This window comes from Sphingobacterium sp. UME9, from assembly GCF_014170215.1.
In the GTDB taxonomy this organism is placed as follows: Bacteria; Bacteroidota; Bacteroidia; order Sphingobacteriales; family Sphingobacteriaceae; genus Sphingobacterium; species Sphingobacterium paramultivorum.
The window spans coordinates 765945-787844 of record NZ_LZZP01000003.1 but is presented as its reverse complement, the minus strand read 5'-3'; the positions used below and the strand labels follow the sequence as shown (position 1 = coordinate 787844).

Genomic DNA, 21900 nt, shown 5'->3' with positions numbered 1-21900 from the left:
CTGAATAATCTGAATGGCTGGCATTGAGGCTTATTAATTGGTTATTTCGGTGAAAAATAAAAAAGCTAGGTTGGAAAGGTGCCTAGCTTTAAAACTTTCTTCATGACCGGACAAGCAGTCTGTATTTAATCAACAATACTTTTGACCACTTTGTTTGGATTATCTTGGATATTACTCAATTAAAGTATAAATAACGTCATATAAAGAATTCGAAAGAATATAAGCTATCAGCGAAATTTTTATACGGTTTTATATTATTGGCTAATAGATTGAGAAGTCCCCAACCAAAACGCCACAAATCTCATAATGAACTATTTATAGCAAAACAAGTATAAACCACATTTTCCGTAATATTTACGCAAAGATGGGATGGTAGTCTTTGGATAGTAAAACTATTCATCAGTAAATCTTGTCATTTAAACATTGTCACTAAATAAATAATATTATGATTTCAAACAAAACATTACTCGCTTCATTAGCGACTGCAGCAATTCTAGTTTCATGTAACAATCAAACACCACAAGAAAAAGCAACCGAGCACATGGAAAATGCGGAGGAAAAAGCAGCTGACGCTAATGAAGAGGCCATGAAAACCTCAGAAGATGCTGCAACAAAAGATGCGGAAGCAGTCGTTTATTCAGATAAAGCCGCGGCCAATGCAGCAATTGCTTCAGTGACTGCCCCAGTCCTCTCCAATGATAAAGCTAAAGAGCTTTATACAAAGCTAGGCAAAACCTGGGTAGACCGCATCAATGCAGAATCTGCAGAAAAAGCATTGGACAAAGAAAAATCGATATTGGATATAAAAAATGAGATTGAAAAAAATCTTGTTGAAGGAAAAATCTCCGCTTCGGATAAAGATAATATCATGAAATATCAGTCCGATTGCCTAGCCGCTATAAAAGCAGCACTGTAATATAGAACAGCAACAATAATCAGTAATTCATAAGATATCTTGCGATCCACTATCAGATCGCAAGATATTCTATTATTTTTGTTTCTATCATTACATGCCTTTTGATTAAAGAAAAATAAAAATTATGAAAACCCATTCGACAAATTACTTCAATACTTTAATTGAAGCTGCGACAGATACCAAAGTAGTTAAGGGTACTATTCCACCATCAAAACGCCATAAAACCGTAGCTGAAAGACAATATGAGTTAATCGCCGCAGCACCTTATCAGTATACATCCGACGATATTATTTTCCAAGTCTATGCGGAAAGAAGGGACCTAACGCCAGACGAATATCCCGAAGCAAGAACAGTTTTTTTCTCTAGAGGACAAGCATGCCTGCGCGCCTCCCCTCTTACAAAGACATATGGGTATGGGATTCATAGTAATAGTGAAGGCAAGGTCGCGTTATGCGGAATGGAAACAGCTATTTATCAGAAATTTGTAGCAGATGATAACACAATAAAAGTTAAAGCAATGAAATCTGCTAGATAGCGTTTGCAGAATAAACTTGTATTGAAATAAGCGATCATTTCTCATGAGCAATAACTTGCTCCAGAAAAGAAATCTGTTGTTCGTTTATTTTCTTCCTGGCTTCCGTAAATGTAAACCAATCGCCACGATCTATTTCAGGATAAGTTTGCATTTTCCCTGATTTCGGCGGCCATTCCATTTCAAAGGTATTGCTTACAAGTCTAGCAGGATCTATATCTCCTTCAATTGCCCAGCACTTAACTATTTTGCCTCCTTTTTGTTGAATAGCATTTAGCGCAATAAAATTTCCACGGGGAAGATAGCCTGTCTCTTCAATAAACTCTCTTTTGGCCGCATCAAGTTCATCTTCGTTCAAATCGATTTTCCCTTTAGGGATTGTCCACGAGCCTTCATCTTTTTTAGTAAAATAGGGTCCTCCAGGATGTACTAAGAAAAAATAAATTTCTAACGCCTGAAATTTATACAATAACAATCCCGCACTGATATTTATCTTCTTAGCCATTCGTGCTGATATTTCGTAATCGAATCCATGTAGGCGCATGATCGCTACTCTTCTCCCATCCGCGCACATCGCGATCAATTCCACCTTCAATTAAACGATCCTGAATTGAAGGGCTCAATAGGATATGGTCTATACGTAAACCAGCATTTCGACTGTAAGCCTGGCGAAAGTAATCCCAGAACGTATAAACCTGCTGATCTGGAAAAAGCTGACGAATAGAATCCTGCCAGCCCTCTTCAAGAAGTTGACTGAAAACCTCCTTCACCTCCTTTCTAAACAATGCATCGTTGACATATTTTTCAGGTTTATACGCATCCATTTCTGTTGGAATAATGTTAAAATCCCCAATGAGTATCGCTAGAACATCCATACTAAGCAGCATTTTGGCCCGCTTTGCTAAGCGCTCGATCCACTTCAACTTATAGTCAAATTTGGGCCCCGGAAATGGATTGCCATTGGGCAGATAAAGACAGCAAATCACGACTTGCTGGATCATAACCTCCAAATAACGGCTTTGTACATCTTCGGGATCGCCTGGAAGAGCTCTAGCTACTTCTTCGATCTCATATTTGGAAAGTACCGCAACTCCGTTCCAACTTTTCTGACCGTGCCAAACCGCATGATATCCGATGTCATTAATTTCTTGCAATGGAAAACGTTCTTGCGGAGATTTCAACTCCTGCAGACATACGACATCAGGCGATTCTTCTGCTAACCAACGTAACAACACGGGAAGACGTGCGTTGATGCCATTAATATTATAGGTGGCTATTTTCATGAAATTGTCCTTCTAACTAAAATAGACAACCAAAGAAGCTTTTCAATTGTTTGAGAACTGCTCAGAAAAATTTAATAGCATAATTTAACAAGTCCAGTCTGCAGGGGGGGCTTTATTCCACCTGTCTGCAGGCCAATGGCGCTATTCACGTTAAAATCATTCACAAATAGGTTAAATAACATTAAATTAATATTATATTTATGTAACCATATATATAAAGCATTAGATCATGGCAAAAACATCCTCTAAAAAAGTCTTTCGAAATGACATTGTCATTAACCTAAAAGATTCACTACCGTACCTAAAAGATTATTTAAGTGACAAAAAACTCAACTCTCGCATAGAAAAAGCAGCTAAATTATTAAGCAAGGGTATCAAAAAGAAGAAAATTAAGAAATTAAACCATCGAGAACTTAAAAAGACCGATAGTAAGACTAAGGCTTCCTCCAAGAAAGATCTTGATCAGCCGGCCGTTGATCCTACGCTAAATGATACTGCAGAAAAAATCACAGTACCCGCCAAAAGTACAGCAAATAGAAATGCTGATACAACAAAAAAGCCAGTTGCCAAACAAACGGATACAGACCACAACGATAGCGAAAGTAAGTCTCTTAAGGTAAAAGATGTTCAAAGTAAAAGTTCCACCACTGCAGTTGGCGTAAAACCACCTGTCCCTCGAAGCAAAAAAGAGAAGGTCGAAAAATAAATCAGGTTCTTTAGCGCTATAAATACGTAATCGCCCTGTTTTTTTCGGGACTATCTCACTTAAGCTACGTTATTTCCTTTCAAAAACTACGGTTAAAGCTTTTCAACGTCCTTTGGGTATAACTTTTGATCCAACTATAGCAAAAGAATTTAAACTCAAACAAAGTACTGAATATGGAAAATATCGATAAAAAAGCGAAAAAAATGGGTCTAGAGAAGGGCTATTATTTATTGTTAATGGCGATTCTAGATCTTCCAATTGAAGACGTACAAAATGCTGTAAAGGAGGATTAAGTCATATGAAAAAAATAGCAATCATTAGTACTTGTCCTCCACAAGAATGTGGGTTAGCAACATTTACCAAAGATCTCAAACAGGGAATGGAGCTCGATCCGAATGTTCAAATCGATATCGTCGCTGTATCTAAACTCGGTTCGGAAGATTTCGACCAATCGATACGATTTGTCATATACAGGGATCGACTAGATAGTTATCATCAGGCAACCCGTATTATTAATGAAGAATATGATTATTGCATTATTCAGCATGAATTTGGAATATTTGGAGGAGCCGATGGCATTTTCATAACACAAATTGCCAACAATCTAAAGATACCCCTGCTAACCGTGTTCCATACCATTCTTCAAACCCCATCATTGCAGCAGAAGGAAATCACCGAGCTGTTGTTGAAGAAATCTCAGGCAGTTGTTAGTTTGTCACCCAAAGGCATCGAATTATTGGAGGAGCAATTCGATTCTACGCATACAGATAAGATAAAAGTGATACCACATGGCGTACCACAATTTGATTACAATCAGGGACTCGCCAAATACAGATTAAACCTTCAACACAATTTTGTAATGATGACTTTTGGTCTCATCGGAAGAAGTAAAGGACTGGAATATGCCATTCAATCCTTGTCGGAAGTTGAGCTCCCTGGGTTTAAATACCTGATCATCGGAAAAACACATCCGAATGTTCTGGCCCATGAAGGGGAATCTTACCGTTTTGAACTCCAAAATTTAGTCGATCAGCTTGGTTTACAGGACAAGGTTGTTTTTATCGATAAATTCTTAACGGATGAGGAGCTTAAGGAGTATTTAACAGCCTGTGATATTTATCTGTCTCCTTATCCACACGAACAGCAAATCAGCAGTGGGACCTTATCTTTTGCTGTCGGTGCAGGTGCAGCTGTTATTTCGACACCATATTGGCATGCAAAAGATTTATTGAAAGACGAACGTGGTATCCTAAGTCCATTCAACGATATCGCCGCAATGCGTGATAATATTAAAATGCTGTACCAATCACATCGATTACTAGCCTGGCATCGTTTCAAAGCGCGTAGTTATGGTGAACAAACAGTTTGGGGAAATGTGGCAAAAATGTATCTGGAGCTTCTACAAGGGCTAGCAACTCCAGTAAGATCTTTAATTGATTATGAACAATATATTGCAATGGATCTAAAGAGGGAAGCGTAAAATGATAGAAAAAGCATAAACATTTTATATGATATGCATGTTAAGTAAAAAGACGATCTTTGTACGCTAACATTAAGATAAAATCCATCATCACATGATATATTCGAAAATAGCGCTGTCAACAGTTCTTTTATTATTGATGGCGCTCACTTGTACGGGCCAGATTTTCGATCGCGAACTGCGGGATCAAAAGGAAAGGACGCAAAAAGAATTTTTGAAATTTATTACTGAAATAGGAAGCAAAATAACGGATTCAACCTTAACGAAAGAACAACAAAATGCACTATTTAACCCAATCGTTGCGTATGCTCATAAAGAGCATGCTGACTTAACACGATTGCGCAAAAAATATTTAAAAAAAATACAGGCTCCACCATCAGTACTTAATACATTTATTTTTGATAGCGAGCCTCCTGCGGAACTATCGAAAATGTTGGAAACTCCACAATTCACGACAGTAACCCTGCTACAGTGTTATCGACCTCTTGAAATAGGCCGACTTATCAGTGGAATTATTCAACCTGTGATTTATCAGCAATCGAATACAGGAACAAACGAAGCTACAATAGCTTATACCTTTGGAAATCAAGTATTCGCTAAACAATTAAAAGAGGATATTTGGCAAATTTGGTTAGTAAATAGGCTTTATATGCTTAGGTTTAACCTGGATCTACAAACTATGGTTATTCATAATTCGGAATATACGCTGCCCAATAAAGCGGAATATTTACGACTTCAGTTCCCGTTCGTAATTCAGAAGACAGCCAATGAATTAGAGAAACTCTACCAAGAAATGGATGAAATACGCTGGAATAGCTATTCATCAACAGGTATACAGCAAGTCAGTCCTCAAGACTGGCAAGATACTATTGATAAGCGATTATCGGCGTTTTACCTAAAAAATCAGCCCCGTTTTATAAAAGTTCAAAATGAAATACTCAAGGATATAGAAAAAGGAAACGATTTGGATGCGAACTGGCAGGAATTACATTTATCTTCCGATGAAAATATACAACTGACACAAACTTTAAAAAACAATATGCTGCAACCCGATGAAACTGCACAGCAGCTATTTTCATTTTCAAATAGCATTATCCCCTTTAATCAAGATATTGAAGAAATTGGAAAAAATGCAATGTCAGGGTTCTTGCACTATATAGTTGGCCATGAAAAAGACCAGGTGTGGAAAATTAGATCTGTAGGCTATTCCATTGCCTTCGAATATACCTGGGATCTAAAACAAGGTCGATTTTCTGAAATAAAAATCTTTAAGAGACAATCATAGTGTAAATTTCCATTGCGCCCATAATAATCTTTTTTGATTTAGGTATTGATAAAAAAATTACAGGAAACAACGTTGCCGTTACGTTATCATTTTATGCTTGGCGCCCCATTTTTCCAACTGACACCAAATAGGGATAAGTTCTGCCGCAATTTCAGTCAATTGATATTCCACTCGGGGGGGCACTTCTGCATAGGCAATCCTTTTAACAAGTCCTTGCTTTTCCAATTCTTTGAGCTGCAAGGTGAGCATGCGATCGGTAATCCCTGTAATCAATTGTTTAATTTCACCAAACCGCAACTTTCCATGCTGCAATTTAGCAAGTATCAGCAGCTTCCATCGGCCGCCGATTTTGCATACAGCATATGCTAAATCACATTCAATAATATACTGTTCATTAATCCTATTTGTCGAATTTTCTTTTCGTTTTCCCATGATTTAAAATTTCTTTAATAGCGTACAATTCGTTGCAAATAGGGACAAATTTAAAACTTCTACCCTACATCTGTGACACCACATTCGTCAATAATATGACACAAAGCAATATGAGGTTATAGGCTCCAAAGCGTAATAGTCTTTATCTATGAAAATAATTTAACACTGAAATTATGATTACGGAAAAAAACACCTATTTTAGGTTTTGTAATCCAATTATTTATTCCAAATATGCCTGATCCAAATTAGTTAGACTTCGAATATGCTCCAACAGTTTTATGCCTATCTAAAAATTTTAATGCTATTCATTTTTTTAGATCTTTTAATCTTCTTAAGAATTCGGACATTGTCAACTTGGAAATCCAATCCAAAGTTACTAAACATAGTCTGGTGGTCTGTCAGTATACTTTCCTATCTGTGCATATTTCTTAATTTATTTTTTAAATGGACTAGTTTTGAATCTGCCTGTTTCGTGTTTTTTCCACTTTCGTTGCTATTTGGTAAGATAATCTGTCTTTTCTTTATCGGTATTGATACTATTGTATATACGTTCAAAATCATCAACAAACGTTTTATAAAAACTAAATCTTCGCCGAAACAGGCTGGAAATTTACCTCCTATAAAAAGATCAGATTTTATAGTCAAAAGCGGCCTCCTGCTAGCCAGTGTCCCTATCGTTGCATTTACACGTGGATTTGCCTTCAATTTGTATAAGTACCAGGTCAACCACCTCGATTTAATCTTACCTAATTTACCGAAATCATTTGAAGGAATTACTATAGCGCAAATTTCCGATATACATGCAGGTAGTCTATTTAATTCAACTGCTGTAAAAAAAGGGATAGACCTCTTATTAGCACAGAAGCCTGACATCATCTTTTTTACAGGGGATCTAATCAATGATTTTGCGACCGAAATGGAGGATTATTTATCCATATTTGATAAAGTGAAGGCTCCATTAGGAACATTCTCTATACTTGGAAACCACGATTATGGAGATTATCATTTTAACAGATATCATTTCTTTGATCAAATGAACTTGACCAAGGAACAAAATCTTTCAAATCTCAAATCCATTCATCAACAACTAGGCTGGCAACTACTTCTCAATGAATCGAAAGAACTGATACTGAATAACGAAAAGATTACCATTATAGGCGTCGAAAATTGGGGAGCAAATAATCCCAAAAATTATGGGAATATCGATTTGGCCATGTCTAAAGTAGATAAATCTTCGCCCATCAACTTAATGCTTTCACACGATCCCTCCCATTGGCGCGCGGAGATCATACCCAAATATCCCACAATCGACGTCACTTTCAGTGGACACACACATGGGGGACAATTCGGTTATAACCACCCGAATTATCAGTGGAGTCCAGTGAAATATGCTTACCGTGAATGGGCCGGCCTGTACCGTGAAAAGCATCAGGCACTGTACGTAAATGTTGGATTCGGTTATCTGGATTATCCAAGCCGAGTTGGGATACTACCGGAAATCACCATATTTCATCTGAAGAGCAAAGGTTAAAGTATTAAATACTGTTCCTGATAGGTCGGTAATCCAGTGCATATTTTCGAATAACTCATTAAATTCATCACAGGTTTCAACACGATTTCAAATCAAGTTTTCTATCGACTGGTCTGAAATGCCAAGAAGTAGCAATTAGAATAATATATAATAGTGCCGGAGCCATTAAAGCGAAAGAATCTCCCGATGCAATATGTGAATACAAAGCACCAGTAGCTGTAAAGAAAATACCCGCATATGCCCATTCTTTCCAAAGAGGCTTTTTGGGCCAAAGCAAGGCAACCACGGCTAAAAGCTTCCAGATTCCAAGTAAAGGAAGTATATAACTAGGATATCCCAAATGAGTCATATTTTGTATTCCACCTGCTCCTTCCGTTTGAATTTTAAAAATCTGTATGATAGCAGTTGACAATAATCCTACAGCCAACCATACGGTTGCTATCCAATAAATTATCCTATTTCTTTTCATAATGCTATGATTTACTTATTATACTGTTAATTACTTCACATTAATAGTCAACTCTCCTATCTTCAACACTTGGTCTTATTCTTATTTCCTAAAATAAGCTGGGTCTTTTACCGGCCGCTCCTTATTATGTAGCTATTTGACTACAAATATAAGAGTAGCTATTTAACTACACAATATTTTATTTCATTTTTTTTTATCTGAGACATTAACTTCAATAGCTATCCCCCTAATACACTGGTTAGACCTGCTATTTTATTTTTCATATCTTTGAATTAAGATTAATCTTATGTCACATAATACCGATAAAATAACCGTAGTAAAGGGCGATATAACAAAAATTACAGTTGATGTTATTGTAAATGCTGCCAACACATCGTTACTTGGAGGTGGAGGTGTTGATGGGGCTATTCATCGCGCCGGCGGACCGGAAATTCTGGAAGGTTGCCGTAACATTCTGGCTAAACAAGGAGGCTGCAAAGTAGGAGAAGCCGTCATCACAACGGCAGGCAAGCTAGCCGCTAAATATGTAATTCATACAGTTGGCCCTGTGTGGAATGGAGGGAAAAATCACGAAATTGAAAAATTAGAAAGCTGCTATTATAATGCACTCAAATTAGCTGTAGAAAATGGTTGCCGTTCGATCGCCTTTCCCAATATCAGTACAGGGATTTACAGATTCCCGAAAGAACTAGCTGCTCAAATATCCATCCGCGTCATTACGCAGTTTCTGAAGGCGGATACGACACTTACGCAAGTCAAAATAGTCTGTTTTGACGATGATAACTTCCGGCTGGTCAATCAACTAGTAATGCAAGCCTAGGGGAAAATTATCCTAGTCCGTTTCAAATTCCCATATACATTCATAGGAAGGAACAGACTTTTCGATGTTTGGAAATTGCAGTTTTTTGAGCTCCTTAATATTCTCGAAATCTTTATTTAAAAGCAAATATATACCTGTGTTCTTACTGATTTCTCCCAATATTTCTGGAGTGATCTCTCTTTCTCGACTGTTGGCAGATATGATCATTTTCACAATTTGCTTTCCTGATGAAGTTATATACTGGTTCAGCTTATAGGGGCCCGGAATACCATCATTTTCATGCGATTGTCCTGCCAATACGTCATTGATATAGATAGCATAGTCTACATTTCTTATTTCATGATAGAGAAAATATGATTTTACGACCGAGGCTATTCCGTTTTGAGATACTTCAGCAACCTCATCATTTCCCCTATCTTCATCCCTATTGTTACACGACATAAACAACACAACACAGTAGACAGCAATGACGATAATTTTTTTCATTTCGTATTTTCTCCTTATTTTTAAACGGCAGCAATATTCCTTTGACAAAGTTTCGAAGCCAATATGACCAACAAGTTAATACCCCAATTTAAGGCCTTAAAACATGAGATTGCGGATGGCTATACAGTTTATTAAGATACAAATTAGTCAGAACAAAAAGGAAGTAAACAAACAGATATGGCCATCTTTTTAAAATTTCTTTATAAGTCATTAGAATTCACGATATTTAAAAAAAATAAACACCCTACCAGTATCTGTTTAAAACATTGGTTATCCAATATCTGGGTAACCTTTTTTTTGCAAGAAGCAATCATGAAGCTGTCTCCTCACAATACATTATATCGAACCATACCCAAACACAACTTGAATATTGTTCGACGGTCATTTAAATACTATAATGCACAAACGATTGCAACAAAGCCACAAAAACGCACAAAACAGTAAAACGGCACCCGATTGGCTCACCTAGATTAATACTTGGCCGTCTGAAATCGGCTCGTTATGGCATCGTTTCAAAGAAGGCTTCCCCTTCCCCGGTCGATCTGCATAATAAGTTATAGTTTTGTTGCGAAATTGATTGAACAACTGTATTTTTACAGCGGTGAAAAGATTTTTTCTTTACATATTTCTATTTTTGGTCATTGGAGAATCAACGATGCTGTCCCAGCTGGCGAAACTGCCCAAGCTGTATCAGCATTTTACAATCCATAATGAGATAGGTCCGCCCATAACCTTTGTGGAATTTCTTTCCATGCATTATTGGGGCCAGGATCTTCCTGACAACGATGAGCAGGAAGACATGAAACTGCCCTTCAAAAAATACGATCTAACAGCATTTTCATTTGTCTTTGTGTCCAACCATAAGATTCATTATGTTAGGCCGCATCAAGTCGCAGTGGATAGTGCTTTTGGTTTGCCTAAACCGAATAATTATTCCCGATCGTATATTTCCGCATTATTCCGTCCGCCTCAAGTCTAATTTATATTAAATCAGTATGTTAAAACAACCTGATTTTTCAAGTTGCAGATCTTTTTTTGTCCCAAAATAAGGTTTGCACGATTTCTTATAATTTAGATTTTACTAAAATGCTTAATAGAATAATACAATTCTCAGTTCGAAACAAACTGGCAATTGGTCTATTTATATTGGTATGGGTCGGCTATGGCATCTACCAATTGACCAAATTGCCTATCGATGCCGTACCAGATATTACGAACAATCAAGTTCAAGTTATCACGACCGCGCCCTCCCTTGGTGCCGAAGACGTTGAGCGCCTTATCACCTTTCCCGTGGAATTGGCTGTCAGCAATGTTCCCGAAATCAAGGAAAGCCGAAGTATGTCGCGGTTCGGTCTATCTTTAATAACCATCGTATTTGAAGATGGCACCGATATCTACTGGGCGAGACAGCAAGTCACAGAGCGTCTCGCACAAATTGAAATAAACGAAAATGCAAGTGCTCCTACACTCGCTCCCGTCACTACAGGACTTGGTGAAATCTACCAATATGTCCTCAAACCTCAAAAAGGTTATGAACAGACCTATTCGCTGGCAGACTTGCGCACCATTCAGGACTGGACCGTACGCCGTCAACTTCTCGGAACTCCCGGAGTTGCAGATGTTGCTACATTTGGTGGAGAACTCAAACAATATGAGGTTGCTGTAAACCCATCCAAGCTGAAAGCCTTGAATATCAGCATAAGCGACGTCTTTACGGCACTCGAAAACAACAATCAAAATACAGGCGGAGCCTATATCGAAAAAGGCCCCGCAGTATTATATATCCGAAGTGTTGGCTTGACAAAATCAATAGCCGACATCAATAAAATTGTGGTCAAAGATAATGGTGGCGTGCCGATCCTCATCCATCATATTGCCGAAGTCAGGTTGGGCTCAGCGATCCGTTATGGCGCACTAACAATGGCAGGACAAGGCGAGGTATGCGGTGGTATTGTCATGATGCTCAAAGGTGGAAACTCTTCGGATGTGATCAAAATCGTCAAAGATAAAGTCGATCAAATTCAGAAAACACTTCCCAAAGGAGTCCTTATCGAGCCCTTCCTCGACCGCACGAAAATGGTAAACAACGCCATTGGAACCGTAGAACACAATCTCTTGGAAGGAGCTCTCATTGTCATACTGGTTCTTGTGCTGTTCCTAGGTAATCTGAGAGCAGGTTTAATTGTTGCTTCGGTCATCCCGCTATCCCTACTCTTTGCCATCAGCATGATGAACACATTTGGCGTCAGCGGCAACCTAATGAGCTTAGGAGCACTGGACTTTGGTTTAATTGTCGATGGTGCTGTTATCATTGTTGAAGCCATCCTACACCATATTCATTTTTCAAAAAAATATAAGGGCATCGATAGTTTATCCCAACAGGAAATGGATCAGGAAGTGACTTCTTCAGCTTCCAGAATGATGAATGCAGCGGTTTTTGGACAAATTATTATCCTGATTGTCTATCTGCCTATTCTTTCCCTTACTGGAATCGAAGGGAAAATGTTTAAACCGATGGCTCAAACGGTAGCATTCGCTATTTTAGGCGCTTTCATTCTATCTTTGACTTATGTCCCAATGATAAGCTCACTGGTGGTGAGCAAGAAGCTCAATCATAAACCCAATATTTCGGATCGGATTATGACCCGTCTCGAACGGGGTTATCAAAATGCACTCACTGGTGCACTTGCTATCCGTAAAATACTCGTTGCCATCACAATTGCACTTTTCGCTATTTCAATCGTTGTATTTTCAAAAATGGGGGGTGAATTTATACCCCAACTGGAGGAAGGTGACTTTGCTGTAGAGACAAGGCTGCTCGTTGGTACCAATCTCTCGACAACGATAAATGCAATTGATCGGGTTTCAGAAGCCTTAAAAAATCGTTATCCTGAAGTTGAAAAAATCGTGTCGCGGATCGGAAGCGCAGAAATACCAACAGATCCAATGCCTATTGAAGGTGGTGATATGATCATTGTCTTAAAACCAAAGTCGGAATGGAAAAATGCTAAATCATTTGTGGAGTTGGCAGGTAAAATGTCGGCAACAGCACAGGAAGTTATGCCTGGGATAACGACAGGCTTTCAATTTCCTGTACAAATGCGTTTTAATGAATTAATGACTGGAGCAAAACAAGATGTCGTGTGCAAGATTTATGGAGAAGACCTCGATAAACTGGCAAACTATGCGCAGCAATTGGGCGATATTGCAAAGACAGTAAAAGGAACTGCAGACTGGTACATCGAATCAGTCACGGGAATGCCCCAGATTGTCATAGACTACAACCGGGATGAGATAGCAAAATATGGTCTCGATATCGCTTCCATCAATCGTACTGTTAATTCGGCTTTTGCAGGAGCTTCCGCAGGCAAGATCTATGAAGGTGAAAAAAGCTTCGATCTTGTTGTGCGCGTAGGTAATGAAGGCCGCCGTAATATTGAAGATGTCAGAAATCTACAAGTAACGACCGCCAAAGGGATACAGATTCCACTTAGCCAAATTGCACATATTGATGAAGTAGAGGGCCCTAATCAGATCCAGCGGGAAAATGCGCGGCGCCGTATTATCGTGGGCTTCAATGTCAGGGGGCGTGATGTGCAAAGCATCGTGGAGGAACTGCAGCAAAAGGTTGCTGCGCAGCTTAAAATGGATACAGGCTACACATTGACTTATGGTGGTACATTTGAAAATCTGCAACAGGCTAAGTCCCGCTTGAGCATTGCTGTGCCCATTGCCCTGCTATTAATTTTTGGTATGCTTTACTTTGCATTTTCGTCGTTAAAAGATGGCGCCTTGATCTACACTGCAATTCCCCTGTCGGCGATCGGAGGTGTTTTTGCCCTGGCACTTCGGGGGATGCCCTTTAGTATCTCGGCAGGCATTGGTTTCATTGCCCTATTTGGTGTTGCCGTTTTAAATGGCATTGTCTTGATCTCGGAGTTTAACCGTATTAAAAAGGAAGGGATTATTACCGACATGCAGGAACTGATTATGGTGGGCACTCGCAATCGTCTCCGACCGGTACTGATGACCGCCGCCGTAGCGTCCTTGGGATTTTTACCAATGGCATTGAGCAATGGTGCAGGTGCTGAAGTACAACGTCCGCTGGCAACGGTTGTTATTGGCGGTTTAATCTCAGCAACATTTCTAACCCTCTTTGTTTTGCCCGCATTATATCTGTTGTTTAATAAATCAGACAAAGCCCTTAGCAAACCAAATTCGGCTGTAACCAAAATAGTCCTTTTGGTTCTATTGTCTTGTTCCTTTTTTCAGGACGCTCAGATTTCGGCACAAACGATCAACAGCACACAGCATATATCCTTAGCGCAGGCCATACAGCGGGCAGAGCATAATAGTCCACGTATCCAACAGCTCAGGATCAATGAACAAGCTAAGGAAAAATTGGCCAAAACCGGATTCGACCCTTCTAAATTAGCTATTTCAGGCGATTACGGTCATGTGAATAGTGCGTATACCGATAATCGCATCGGTATCAGCCAAACGGTTAGTTTTCCTGCTGTTTATAAAAAACAGACAGCAGTCTTACAAAACGAGCTCTCTTTGGCGCGTGAATCTACCAAGTTTAATCTCCTGGAGATTCGAACCGCCGTTAAGAGTCTGTATTTCGATTATCTGGCAATGGGCAAAAGAAAGAAGCTCTTGTTACGCGCAGATAGTCTGTATCGTATTTTTGAAGCAAAGACAAGCAAACGCTTTGAAGTTGGCGCAGCAAATATCCTGGAGCAAACCGCAGCCCAAACACAGCGTCAAGAAATCAATAATCAATTAAAGCTGCTTCAAAAAGATATGAACATCACCCTGAACAGATTCAATTTCTTATTGCAGGACAGCATTCGTTACATCCCAGCCTCCGACACAATTAAATATCAAGAAGTTATGTCGATTCACCCGGACTTATCCAGTCAGGCTGAAGCACTTCCGGCCTATAAGATTGCGCAACTTCAGACACAGACAGCACATGCTCAATGGCAACTGGAGCGTTCAAAGTTGCTTCCTGAAATTACAATAGGATATAATAGTCAAACGTTGCAGGGAGTACAAACCTTCCGTGGTCAGGAGGTATTGTATCGTTCGTCCGACCGTTTGAGCTACTTCAGCGCCGGCATCAGTGTACCCCTATTTTTTGGAGCGCAGTCCAATCGAATAAACGCGGCAAAACTCGCATGGAAAGGTCAGTTGAAAGAACTTGAATACGTAAAAAGTGAATTGAAGACAGAATCAAACAATGCCATCGAGCAGGTTGAGAAGTTTAAAGAAGTACTAAAATATTATGAAGATCGTGGATTAAAGCATGCAGATACAATTTTTGTAACAGCCGACAAACAATTCGTTAATGGCGAAATAGACTACCTACAATGGGTCATTCTTGTCAACCAAGCCATTGGCATACAAAGCGAATACATCAATACATTAAACAGTTACAATCAAGCAGCCATCCAATTAAGTAAGTTATACAATGAATAAATCGTTAAAAAACACAGTATACAGTTTGATCCTTTTTTCCTTCGTTGCCTGTGCTCAAGGAGAAAACACCGAAAATAACAATCCAGCGCCCGTGGCAGATTCTACACCTGTAGCGCAAAGTGTTCAACTTGAACCCAAACAGATTGCAGCAGCAGGTATTGTCATCGGACCCCCTACAATCGAAAATGTCAGTGGCAAAATTACATTACAGGGCGATGTCGCTGTTGCGCCGGAAAGCACTGTGAGCCTAAGTTTTCCCATTGGTGGCTATATTAAATCGACGACTATGCTCCCTGGAAAACCCGTGCGAAAAGGTCAGGTATTGGCAACTATCGAAGATATGCAGTTTATCCAGCTCCAACAGGACTATTTGACTGCACAGACAAATTATGTGCTCGCCGAAACAGAATATAAAAGACAATACGAGCTCAATCAAAGCAAGGCAAGCAGCGACAAGGTGTTCCAGCAGGCTAAAGCAGATATGGATCGTGAACGTATCCTAATTCACTCATTGGCGGAAAAACTGCGTCTTATCGGAATCGAGCCGAAGAAACTGACGACGACAAGTATCAAAAAAGAAGTACCTATATTGTCTCCAACGAATGGTTTTATCACCAAAGTGAATGTCAGTGTTGGGAAATACACCGCTCCCACAGATATCCTATTTGAGATTGTTAATCCATCAGACATGTATCTTTCCCTACAGCTGTTCGAAAAAGATCTGGCTAAAGTCAAGATAGGAAATACTGTTTCTGCATATGCAAATACGGAAGTCGCTCGAAAAATTCCGGCCACAGTCTTTCTTGTCAACCGCACTTTTGATGAAAATAGAATGGCCGAAGTGTTATGCCGTTTTCAAAAATCCGATGCTATTTTGACTCCAGGGATGTTCATGAATGCCGATCTTCATATCAATAATACCAAGGCAATGGTTGTACCAGAAGAGGCTATCGTACGTTGGCAAAATAAATATTTTGTATTTGTACAACATAGCGCTGGTTCATTTCAAATGAATGAGGTAAAATTAGGTATCCAAGAGAACGGAAAACAGCAGATTCAGGCCGATAACATTCAACCGAACACACAATTAGCACTAAAAAATGCTTTCGCGTTACTAATGAAAGCACAGAATAAGGAAGAGTAAAATCATACGTATCGAATAAATCATTTCAAGTGATAGCCGCCATTTATCGTCCTTTTAAGAACAATGAATGGCGGCTTTTAATTTCGAATAAGCCGATCATCCATCTAAACTGCTTTAGTTAAAGTACGCAAACTCAGATTTATTGCCCTAAACTGAGGTCAAATGTCGCTCAAGCGGGCGATCATCATTTTTTGTTCGATAATTACCGGACATATTTATTTCAGGATAGTTCGAAGTGCTTTTCGAATGATGTATTGCGTTTCCTTGGTATCGCTTTCCTGTTCCCAGCGATTACAAAGTGCCCTAACAAAACCGGGTTGGCTTTTGCTTGCGTCATTCAGCCAATTTCCAACACTATCCTGAACATATTTTGAAGGGTCAGATTTTAGCGGTTCTAAAATAGACAAGGCTAGACTTGGCTCCTGCTTCAAGCGATCGATGTGCTTACACCATACGCCTCTCGGTCGGGTCGCCTCCGAAGCAAAACGTCTCAAATTTTCATCCTTCTCCACCGTCCATAGACTCAGACTGGCAATACTCCTTTCCAAGTCCAAAGCTATCCTATTACGTATCGCCATCCAGCTGATTTCTCGCACCCCAAAATGCCGATCTGCGGCAAAAGGACGCATTGACAACAGTAATTTCTCAATTTCAAGCTGCTTATCATCTCCGACCGTGTAGGTTGCCCAGCAACGCACGAGATCTGCTGCATGATCGGATAGTATTGTCAGGAAAGTATTATCACGATATTTTGTGATCAAATCGAGCAGCGCCCGCCCGATCGTTTCATTGATGGAATTTACCGTCGGTTTCTGTAACTGATCGAGCAGTACCAAGATTGGTTTCAAGTAATGAATGCGCCCATTTTGCTGAAGGATATGCTCGAGTAAAAACCGTTGGTCAACAGCGAGCCACTCCATAAGATTTGCAGTTTCAATTTCTCCGCGGTTCAGACTGGCCAGGCAATCTATCGAAATATCCGCTATCCGTCTTGCTCCTTTACGTTGTATTTTACTCATAGCTGTGCTATTAACTCTTCAATATTAAGCCTATTCATATAGTTGACATCCATAAATCGATAAGATATCGTATAATCAGGATCGATCACAAAAACAGCAGGGACCGGCAGTATGTTGCTGTCATTACCATTGTAGGCGGACAAATTGATTCCCAAGCGATCATAGCTTGAAATGGCATAATCCTGAAGTTCAAATGAGATGCCAACACTGATTGCCAAAGTATTATCTTCGTCAAACAACAACTCGAAATCCAAATTGTTGTCCTTCAGAAGTGCTTCGTTAAATTTAGGCACTTGTGGCGAAATTGCAAGAAGAGTGGCTTCAACAGCAGTAAAATGAGCCAAATTCTGTTGTAAAGCTCTTAACTCGAGATTACAGTAGGGACACCAGCTACCGCGGAAAAAGGCCACAATGACTTTTCCTTTGTTCAGAAGTTTTCCCAGCTCAATTTCTTCACGCTTCGAATTCACCAAACTAAAATCAGGGAACTTCTCCCCTATCTGCAGGCCCTTTTCGGTTAGATCCCCAGACTGTAGATCCTGAATCGATCTGCCAAATATTTCCTTTATTTCGAGAGGAAGAGTTGCTAAATTCGCATTTAATTTAGCAATTTCGTATTCTAAATTTTTCATGATGCTGTATGTTATTTCTGCAAAGTTTTAAAAGTAAATGCACAATCACAATACCGCATTTTATTATCCCTATGGGACAAAAAAGTCAATTTTATGCGTATAACAGAGAAAGCAATAAAACAAAAAATATGTCCATTGGAATTTGCCGTCAATGCAATTAGTGGGAAATGGAAAATTCCGATTGTATGGCGTATCAATGAAGGGGAAAAACGCCCAAGTGAAATGCTTCGTGGTATTGCAAAAGTTGATAGACGAGTGCTAAACCAACAATTGGGTGAAATGGTCAATGATGGCATTCTAATCAAACAATCTTTCCATGAGCTTCCTCCAAGAGTGGAGTATTCATTGACCCCCTTAGGAAAAAGTTTGGTGGAAGTACTCTGGAAATTGAATGCTTGGGGAGAACTTTTATTGGAAAATTCCAATAAAAGTTAGCACAAACGGGCAGATTCGATCGACACAACGATGCTCTATTTGCGAGAGAAGTATTCGACCCTGCTATAACAGCTCTTTACGAAAACTGCAAAACACAAAACGCTGTTTCGTGTCGAAGGGTGTTATATGGTCAATATCTATACATTCAATTTTCCTAAAATATGTCTGGAACAAATCGCTTATCGATTGTGCTGAATATTGTTTAATTGTCATGCCACTGCATTTCGTTGGTCCCTGTTCAGAAAAGGTTCCAACAACCAAAACACCTCCCACTGCAATTGCTCGGTCTGCGATTTCGATGTAGCGTTCAATCTCCTGTCGAGCAGTCAAAAATGTAGTGATACTTCTGGGGTAGGCTGATACCAGCTAACTGATTCCAGCGGCTTATTTTCGTATATCTCTTCCCAATGCTTTTTTCGATTGAAATTTTCCATCTGTCTATTGTCCTGATAAAATTTATTGACTGATAACCATCAACCTTGGTGTTAGGGCAAAATCTTTAGGTCCTTAAAAATTTTCCGTGTAATCGCCTTGCGGCAGCTCGAGAAATCAGGGCTGTTGAACTTCCGGTCCTGAATAAGTCGCGTTGCAAAGAAATAAACATTTTCCTTTTGTTCAACATAGCCTATCCACCATCCGGTGTTGATCTGATTGGCCATTGTCCAGCCCGTTTTAGACCGAACCGTATAGTCCGCGTTTTGTTCCGAAATCATGACACCTTTAACAATATCCATATTTCTTTTTGAAAAAGGTAAATTTCCATCATAAAGCTTTTTTAAAAATTCAACCTGATTAATTGGTGAGATGCCCATTGGACCAAAATTCCAGAAGTCGGGACCTGATTCGGAAAGGTCCACATTCCCGTAGTTACAAGCTTTAAGATACTTCCGATAGACAGAACGATCAATTTTCTTTGCTAACTCGATAAATGCCCAACCTGCAGACACCGTAAATGCTTCTTTTACACTGATATTTTTATAAATATCTGGTCGGTAGCCATATTTTAAGGTATCTGTTGATCCGGGCCATTGAACAATGCTATTTTCATCTTTTATCGTCTTCGTTTCCAAGGCAATCAACATATTTATAATCTTAAAAGTTGACGCAGGTAATGTTGCAACTTGTGTGTCCGATGTATCGGACAAAATCCAAGCTCTTTTGTTATTGTCATAAAGTGCAACAGCGCCCTTAACATGACACTCATCAAAATATTTTTGAAAATCAGATCTAATGATCTTCTTCTCAGGATTTCGAGCTTGGGCCAACAAGTCAAACGAAATCACCGTCATTGTTATAAACAAAATCGATTTGAAAACCATCCGATAAATACTATTTAAAACCATACGTTGATACCATTAAAAAGCCATTATACAAATTGAAACTTGAAAACTATACTAGAGTCTTTATAAAGTTAAGACATAAATTTAACCAATTTCAAATATCCAATAAATGATATACATACAAGATGTGCTTTAGCTCGTTTAGAAGTCAGTCATCGATTATTGCAATAGTATTGAATAGGAGAAAATAGATCGGGACTATTGCTAAAGCAAGATAGCCCCGAAAGCTATGTGATCCGAACCTGTTATTCAGTCCTCGGACTTAGACTTACTATTCAGACCAAGGCGAATGAAGAATACAATCGCAAAAGTTCTTTCGCTCAAAATTAGGGATCATAAAAGCGCACACATCTGCCTTTATATTGCCAAATGTGGTTTCTGTCTTATGCTCAAAACCTTCAAAAAAAGTCGGAATAATTTTCTTTTTAAAATTATCCCTAGGAAAGGCTTGAACAATCTCTTCTCTATTTTTGGCACTTAAATGCGCATAGCCCTCTCCCATCACATCAAGCCCAACGCCCGAGTACATCAGGGCAACTTCATTTTCTTTGTGTTCGGCAATTCCTATGCTTGTATGGAGTGCTATGGTATCCCATACGAGCTGTAATTTCGTCGACTCTACACCATGGCTTTTTAGAAAGTCTCGGGCGGCGTTGGCGCCATCCACTTCAAAACGAAGATCTGCACTGCTGTAATGCGATACTAAGCCCAAATCATGAAATACGGAAGCTACATACAACAATTCACTGTCGTAGACCAAATTTTTGCGTTTTGCATTCAAAGATGAAAATAGGAAGACACGCAACGAATGGTTGTAGATAAATTCAGTACCATGTTCCAATAGTAATGCTGTCGCTTGCGTTGCGATTTTACTGTCCGGAATAACAATGCCGGCCACTTTTTTTAGATGATTTACTGCCATAACTTTAAGATATTTAGGACAAAGTTATGATGGTAACAGCCCCATAGGAATAGCAATAAGTACGTTTGAAATGTCAAAATTTACCGTGTGCAACTTTCAATCTGCATCAACAAATTGATTACGGTAGTTCAGGGGAGACAGTTTTGTATTCTTTTTAAAAAAATGACTAAATTGTTCTGCCGAATTAAAATTAAATGAATAGGCGATTTCTTTCACTGTTATCGCACTAAACTGCAGCAATCGTTTCGCTTCTGCTATGAGCTACCCATTAATGATCTCCTTCGCCTTAATCCCGCTACATCGTTTACAAAGTTCGCTTAATCTTCGTGCTGAAATATGAAGCATTTTGGCATAATCCGACACGGCATGATATTGATCAAACTGTGCACTGAGCATTTCCATAAATTTGCGATACAAGATGTAATCCTGACTATCGAAAGTTGCTTCCGCGGTCAGTTTAACGTTCGCAAGTTTAATCATAATAATTTTCAAAAACGCCGCAAGAGCATCCATCTGATTGATATACTGAGGACTACAATATTCCGACAACAGTGCATTGAATAGAAATAACAGCCCCACTACTTCGGTAGTATTAGGCTTCAGATATGGATTTGCACTGGTGTTATTGAACAATACAGCTTTACAGTTACTTGCGCTCGGAGGTGTCTTTTGCCAAAAACAATCTCCAAAGGAAATGGAAAAACCCATTACCGAAGTCTGATCTGAAAAAGCATAGATCTGTCCCTTGGATAAGAGAAAAATGCTATTGTCATGTAGCTCAAATACATTATTATCAATAGAAAGATAGCCAGCACCGGTTTCGACAAAAAAAATACGATGATAGGTCAGTCTATTAAATGTTTCATGATCGTTAAGGTGGTGATCTATCCGACTTATAGAAAAAGAATCATCTATTACAGGTTCAATTATAATCTTCTTAGCTGATTTCATACTGTAAAATCAATAAACCTTGACAATCTCTAT

Annotated in this window: 22 protein-coding genes; 11 read left to right on the top strand and 11 right to left on the bottom strand. The window is 39.1% G+C overall.

The window, feature by feature from the left end; genetic code table 11:
• The first annotated feature begins 445 nt into the window (after positions 1-445).
• Positions 446-916, top strand: coding sequence for a hypothetical protein (locus A9970_RS04775; protein WP_075992526.1), 471 nt, complete (start codon positions 446-448; stop codon positions 914-916).
• Positions 917-1040: 124 nt separating this feature from the next.
• Positions 1041-1451 carry a DUF6157 family protein gene (locus tag A9970_RS04770; protein ID WP_182981505.1) on the top strand — a complete coding sequence of 137 codons (411 nt, stop codon included), beginning with the start codon at positions 1041-1043 and terminating at the stop codon, positions 1449-1451.
• A gap of 34 nt (positions 1452-1485) precedes the next feature.
• Here A9970_RS04770 and A9970_RS04765 read toward each other — a convergent pair whose 3' ends face one another.
• The gene (locus tag A9970_RS04765; RefSeq protein ID WP_182981504.1) at positions 1486-1953 is read right to left on the bottom strand and encodes an NUDIX domain-containing protein; all 468 of its coding nucleotides are present in this window, start codon (positions 1951-1953) and stop codon (positions 1486-1488) included.
• Positions 1946-2731, bottom strand: a complete 786-nt coding sequence (gene xth, locus A9970_RS04760) for an exodeoxyribonuclease III (protein WP_182981503.1) — start codon at positions 2729-2731, stop codon at positions 1946-1948. Before xth ends, A9970_RS04765 begins: the two co-directional genes overlap by 8 nt.
• A 229-nt stretch (positions 2732-2960) precedes the next feature.
• On the opposite strand from xth, the gene A9970_RS04755 reads away from it, so the two are divergent.
• From A9970_RS04755 to A9970_RS04745, 3 genes are all read left to right on the top strand, one after another.
• A complete protein-coding gene (locus tag A9970_RS04755; protein ID WP_182981502.1) occupies positions 2961-3437 on the top strand; it encodes a hypothetical protein in 477 nt (158 codons plus the stop codon).
• A 298-nt stretch (positions 3438-3735) separates the two neighbouring features.
• On the top strand, positions 3736-4917 hold the full coding sequence (locus A9970_RS04750; RefSeq protein ID WP_182981501.1) for a glycosyltransferase: 1182 nt from the start codon (positions 3736-3738) through the stop codon (positions 4915-4917).
• 94 nt (positions 4918-5011) lie between these two features.
• Positions 5012-6202, top strand: coding sequence for a hypothetical protein (locus A9970_RS04745; protein ID WP_182981500.1), 1191 nt, complete (start codon positions 5012-5014; stop codon positions 6200-6202).
• 78 nt (positions 6203-6280) lie between these two features.
• Here the strand turns inward: A9970_RS04745 and A9970_RS04740 are convergent, their stop codons facing one another.
• The gene (locus A9970_RS04740; RefSeq protein WP_046676278.1) at positions 6281-6634 is read right to left on the bottom strand and encodes a helix-turn-helix domain-containing protein; all 354 of its coding nucleotides are present in this window, start codon (positions 6632-6634) and stop codon (positions 6281-6283) included.
• A gap of 472 nt (positions 6635-7106) precedes the next feature.
• Here A9970_RS04740 and A9970_RS04735 point away from each other — a divergent pair, with 472 nt between their 5' ends.
• Entirely contained in the window at positions 7107-8165 is a 1059-nt protein-coding gene (locus tag A9970_RS04735) for a metallophosphoesterase (protein ID WP_182981499.1), read from the top strand.
• A gap of 76 nt (positions 8166-8241) precedes the next feature.
• Here A9970_RS04735 and A9970_RS04730 read toward each other — a convergent pair whose 3' ends face one another.
• Positions 8242-8634 (bottom strand): DoxX family protein, encoded by a 393-nt coding sequence (locus A9970_RS04730; protein ID WP_220801515.1) that lies wholly within the window; start codon positions 8632-8634, stop codon positions 8242-8244.
• A gap of 286 nt (positions 8635-8920) precedes the next feature.
• Between A9970_RS04730 and A9970_RS04725 the strand changes: the two genes are divergently transcribed.
• Positions 8921-9454 (top strand): O-acetyl-ADP-ribose deacetylase, encoded by a 534-nt coding sequence (locus A9970_RS04725; RefSeq protein WP_182981498.1) that lies wholly within the window; start codon positions 8921-8923, stop codon positions 9452-9454.
• Positions 9455-9466: 12 nt separating this feature from the next.
• Here A9970_RS04725 and A9970_RS04720 read toward each other — a convergent pair whose 3' ends face one another.
• Positions 9467-9940, bottom strand: a complete 474-nt coding sequence (locus A9970_RS04720; RefSeq protein ID WP_182332144.1) for a hypothetical protein — start codon at positions 9938-9940, stop codon at positions 9467-9469.
• A 601-nt stretch (positions 9941-10541) separates the two neighbouring features.
• Here A9970_RS04720 and A9970_RS04715 point away from each other — a divergent pair.
• From A9970_RS04715 to A9970_RS04705, 3 genes are all read left to right on the top strand, one after another.
• The gene (locus A9970_RS04715) at positions 10542-10919 is read left to right on the top strand and encodes a hypothetical protein (protein WP_153845926.1); all 378 of its coding nucleotides are present in this window, start codon (positions 10542-10544) and stop codon (positions 10917-10919) included.
• A 107-nt stretch (positions 10920-11026) separates the two neighbouring features.
• On the top strand, positions 11027-15424 hold the full coding sequence (locus tag A9970_RS04710; RefSeq protein ID WP_182981497.1) for a CusA/CzcA family heavy metal efflux RND transporter: 4398 nt from the start codon (positions 11027-11029) through the stop codon (positions 15422-15424).
• On the top strand, positions 15417-16568 hold the full coding sequence (locus A9970_RS04705) for an efflux RND transporter periplasmic adaptor subunit (RefSeq protein ID WP_182981496.1): 1152 nt from the start codon (positions 15417-15419) through the stop codon (positions 16566-16568). Before A9970_RS04710 ends, A9970_RS04705 begins: the two co-directional genes overlap by 8 nt.
• A gap of 215 nt (positions 16569-16783) precedes the next feature.
• Here A9970_RS04705 and A9970_RS04700 read toward each other — a convergent pair whose 3' ends face one another.
• Positions 16784-17587 carry a DNA alkylation repair protein gene (locus A9970_RS04700; protein WP_182981495.1) on the bottom strand — a complete coding sequence of 268 codons (804 nt, stop codon included), beginning with the start codon at positions 17585-17587 and terminating at the stop codon, positions 16784-16786.
• The gene (locus A9970_RS04695; RefSeq protein ID WP_182981494.1) at positions 17584-18219 is read right to left on the bottom strand and encodes a peroxiredoxin-like family protein; all 636 of its coding nucleotides are present in this window, start codon (positions 18217-18219) and stop codon (positions 17584-17586) included. Before A9970_RS04695 ends, A9970_RS04700 begins: the two co-directional genes overlap by 4 nt.
• A 93-nt stretch (positions 18220-18312) precedes the next feature.
• Here A9970_RS04695 and A9970_RS04690 point away from each other — a divergent pair, with 93 nt between their 5' ends.
• A complete protein-coding gene (locus A9970_RS04690) occupies positions 18313-18654 on the top strand; it encodes a helix-turn-helix domain-containing protein (protein ID WP_075992508.1) in 342 nt (113 codons plus the stop codon).
• 485 nt (positions 18655-19139) lie between these two features.
• On the opposite strand, the gene A9970_RS04685 is transcribed toward A9970_RS04690, so the two are convergent.
• The 4 genes from A9970_RS04685 to A9970_RS04670 form a co-directional block, all read right to left on the bottom strand.
• Positions 19140-19943, bottom strand: coding sequence for a class D beta-lactamase (locus A9970_RS04685; RefSeq protein ID WP_182332156.1), 804 nt, complete (start codon positions 19941-19943; stop codon positions 19140-19142).
• Between the two features lie 322 nt (positions 19944-20265).
• Complete coding sequence (locus A9970_RS04680) at positions 20266-20916, bottom strand: HD domain-containing protein (RefSeq protein WP_075992506.1); 651 nt, start codon at positions 20914-20916, stop codon at positions 20266-20268.
• A gap of 96 nt (positions 20917-21012) precedes the next feature.
• Positions 21013-21174 (bottom strand): helix-turn-helix domain-containing protein, encoded by a 162-nt coding sequence (locus A9970_RS29010; RefSeq protein WP_409079948.1) that lies wholly within the window; start codon positions 21172-21174, stop codon positions 21013-21015.
• A gap of 3 nt (positions 21175-21177) precedes the next feature.
• Positions 21178-21867 (bottom strand): hypothetical protein, encoded by a 690-nt coding sequence (locus A9970_RS04670; protein WP_182981492.1) that lies wholly within the window; start codon positions 21865-21867, stop codon positions 21178-21180.
• Positions 21868-21900 lie beyond the last annotated feature (33 nt).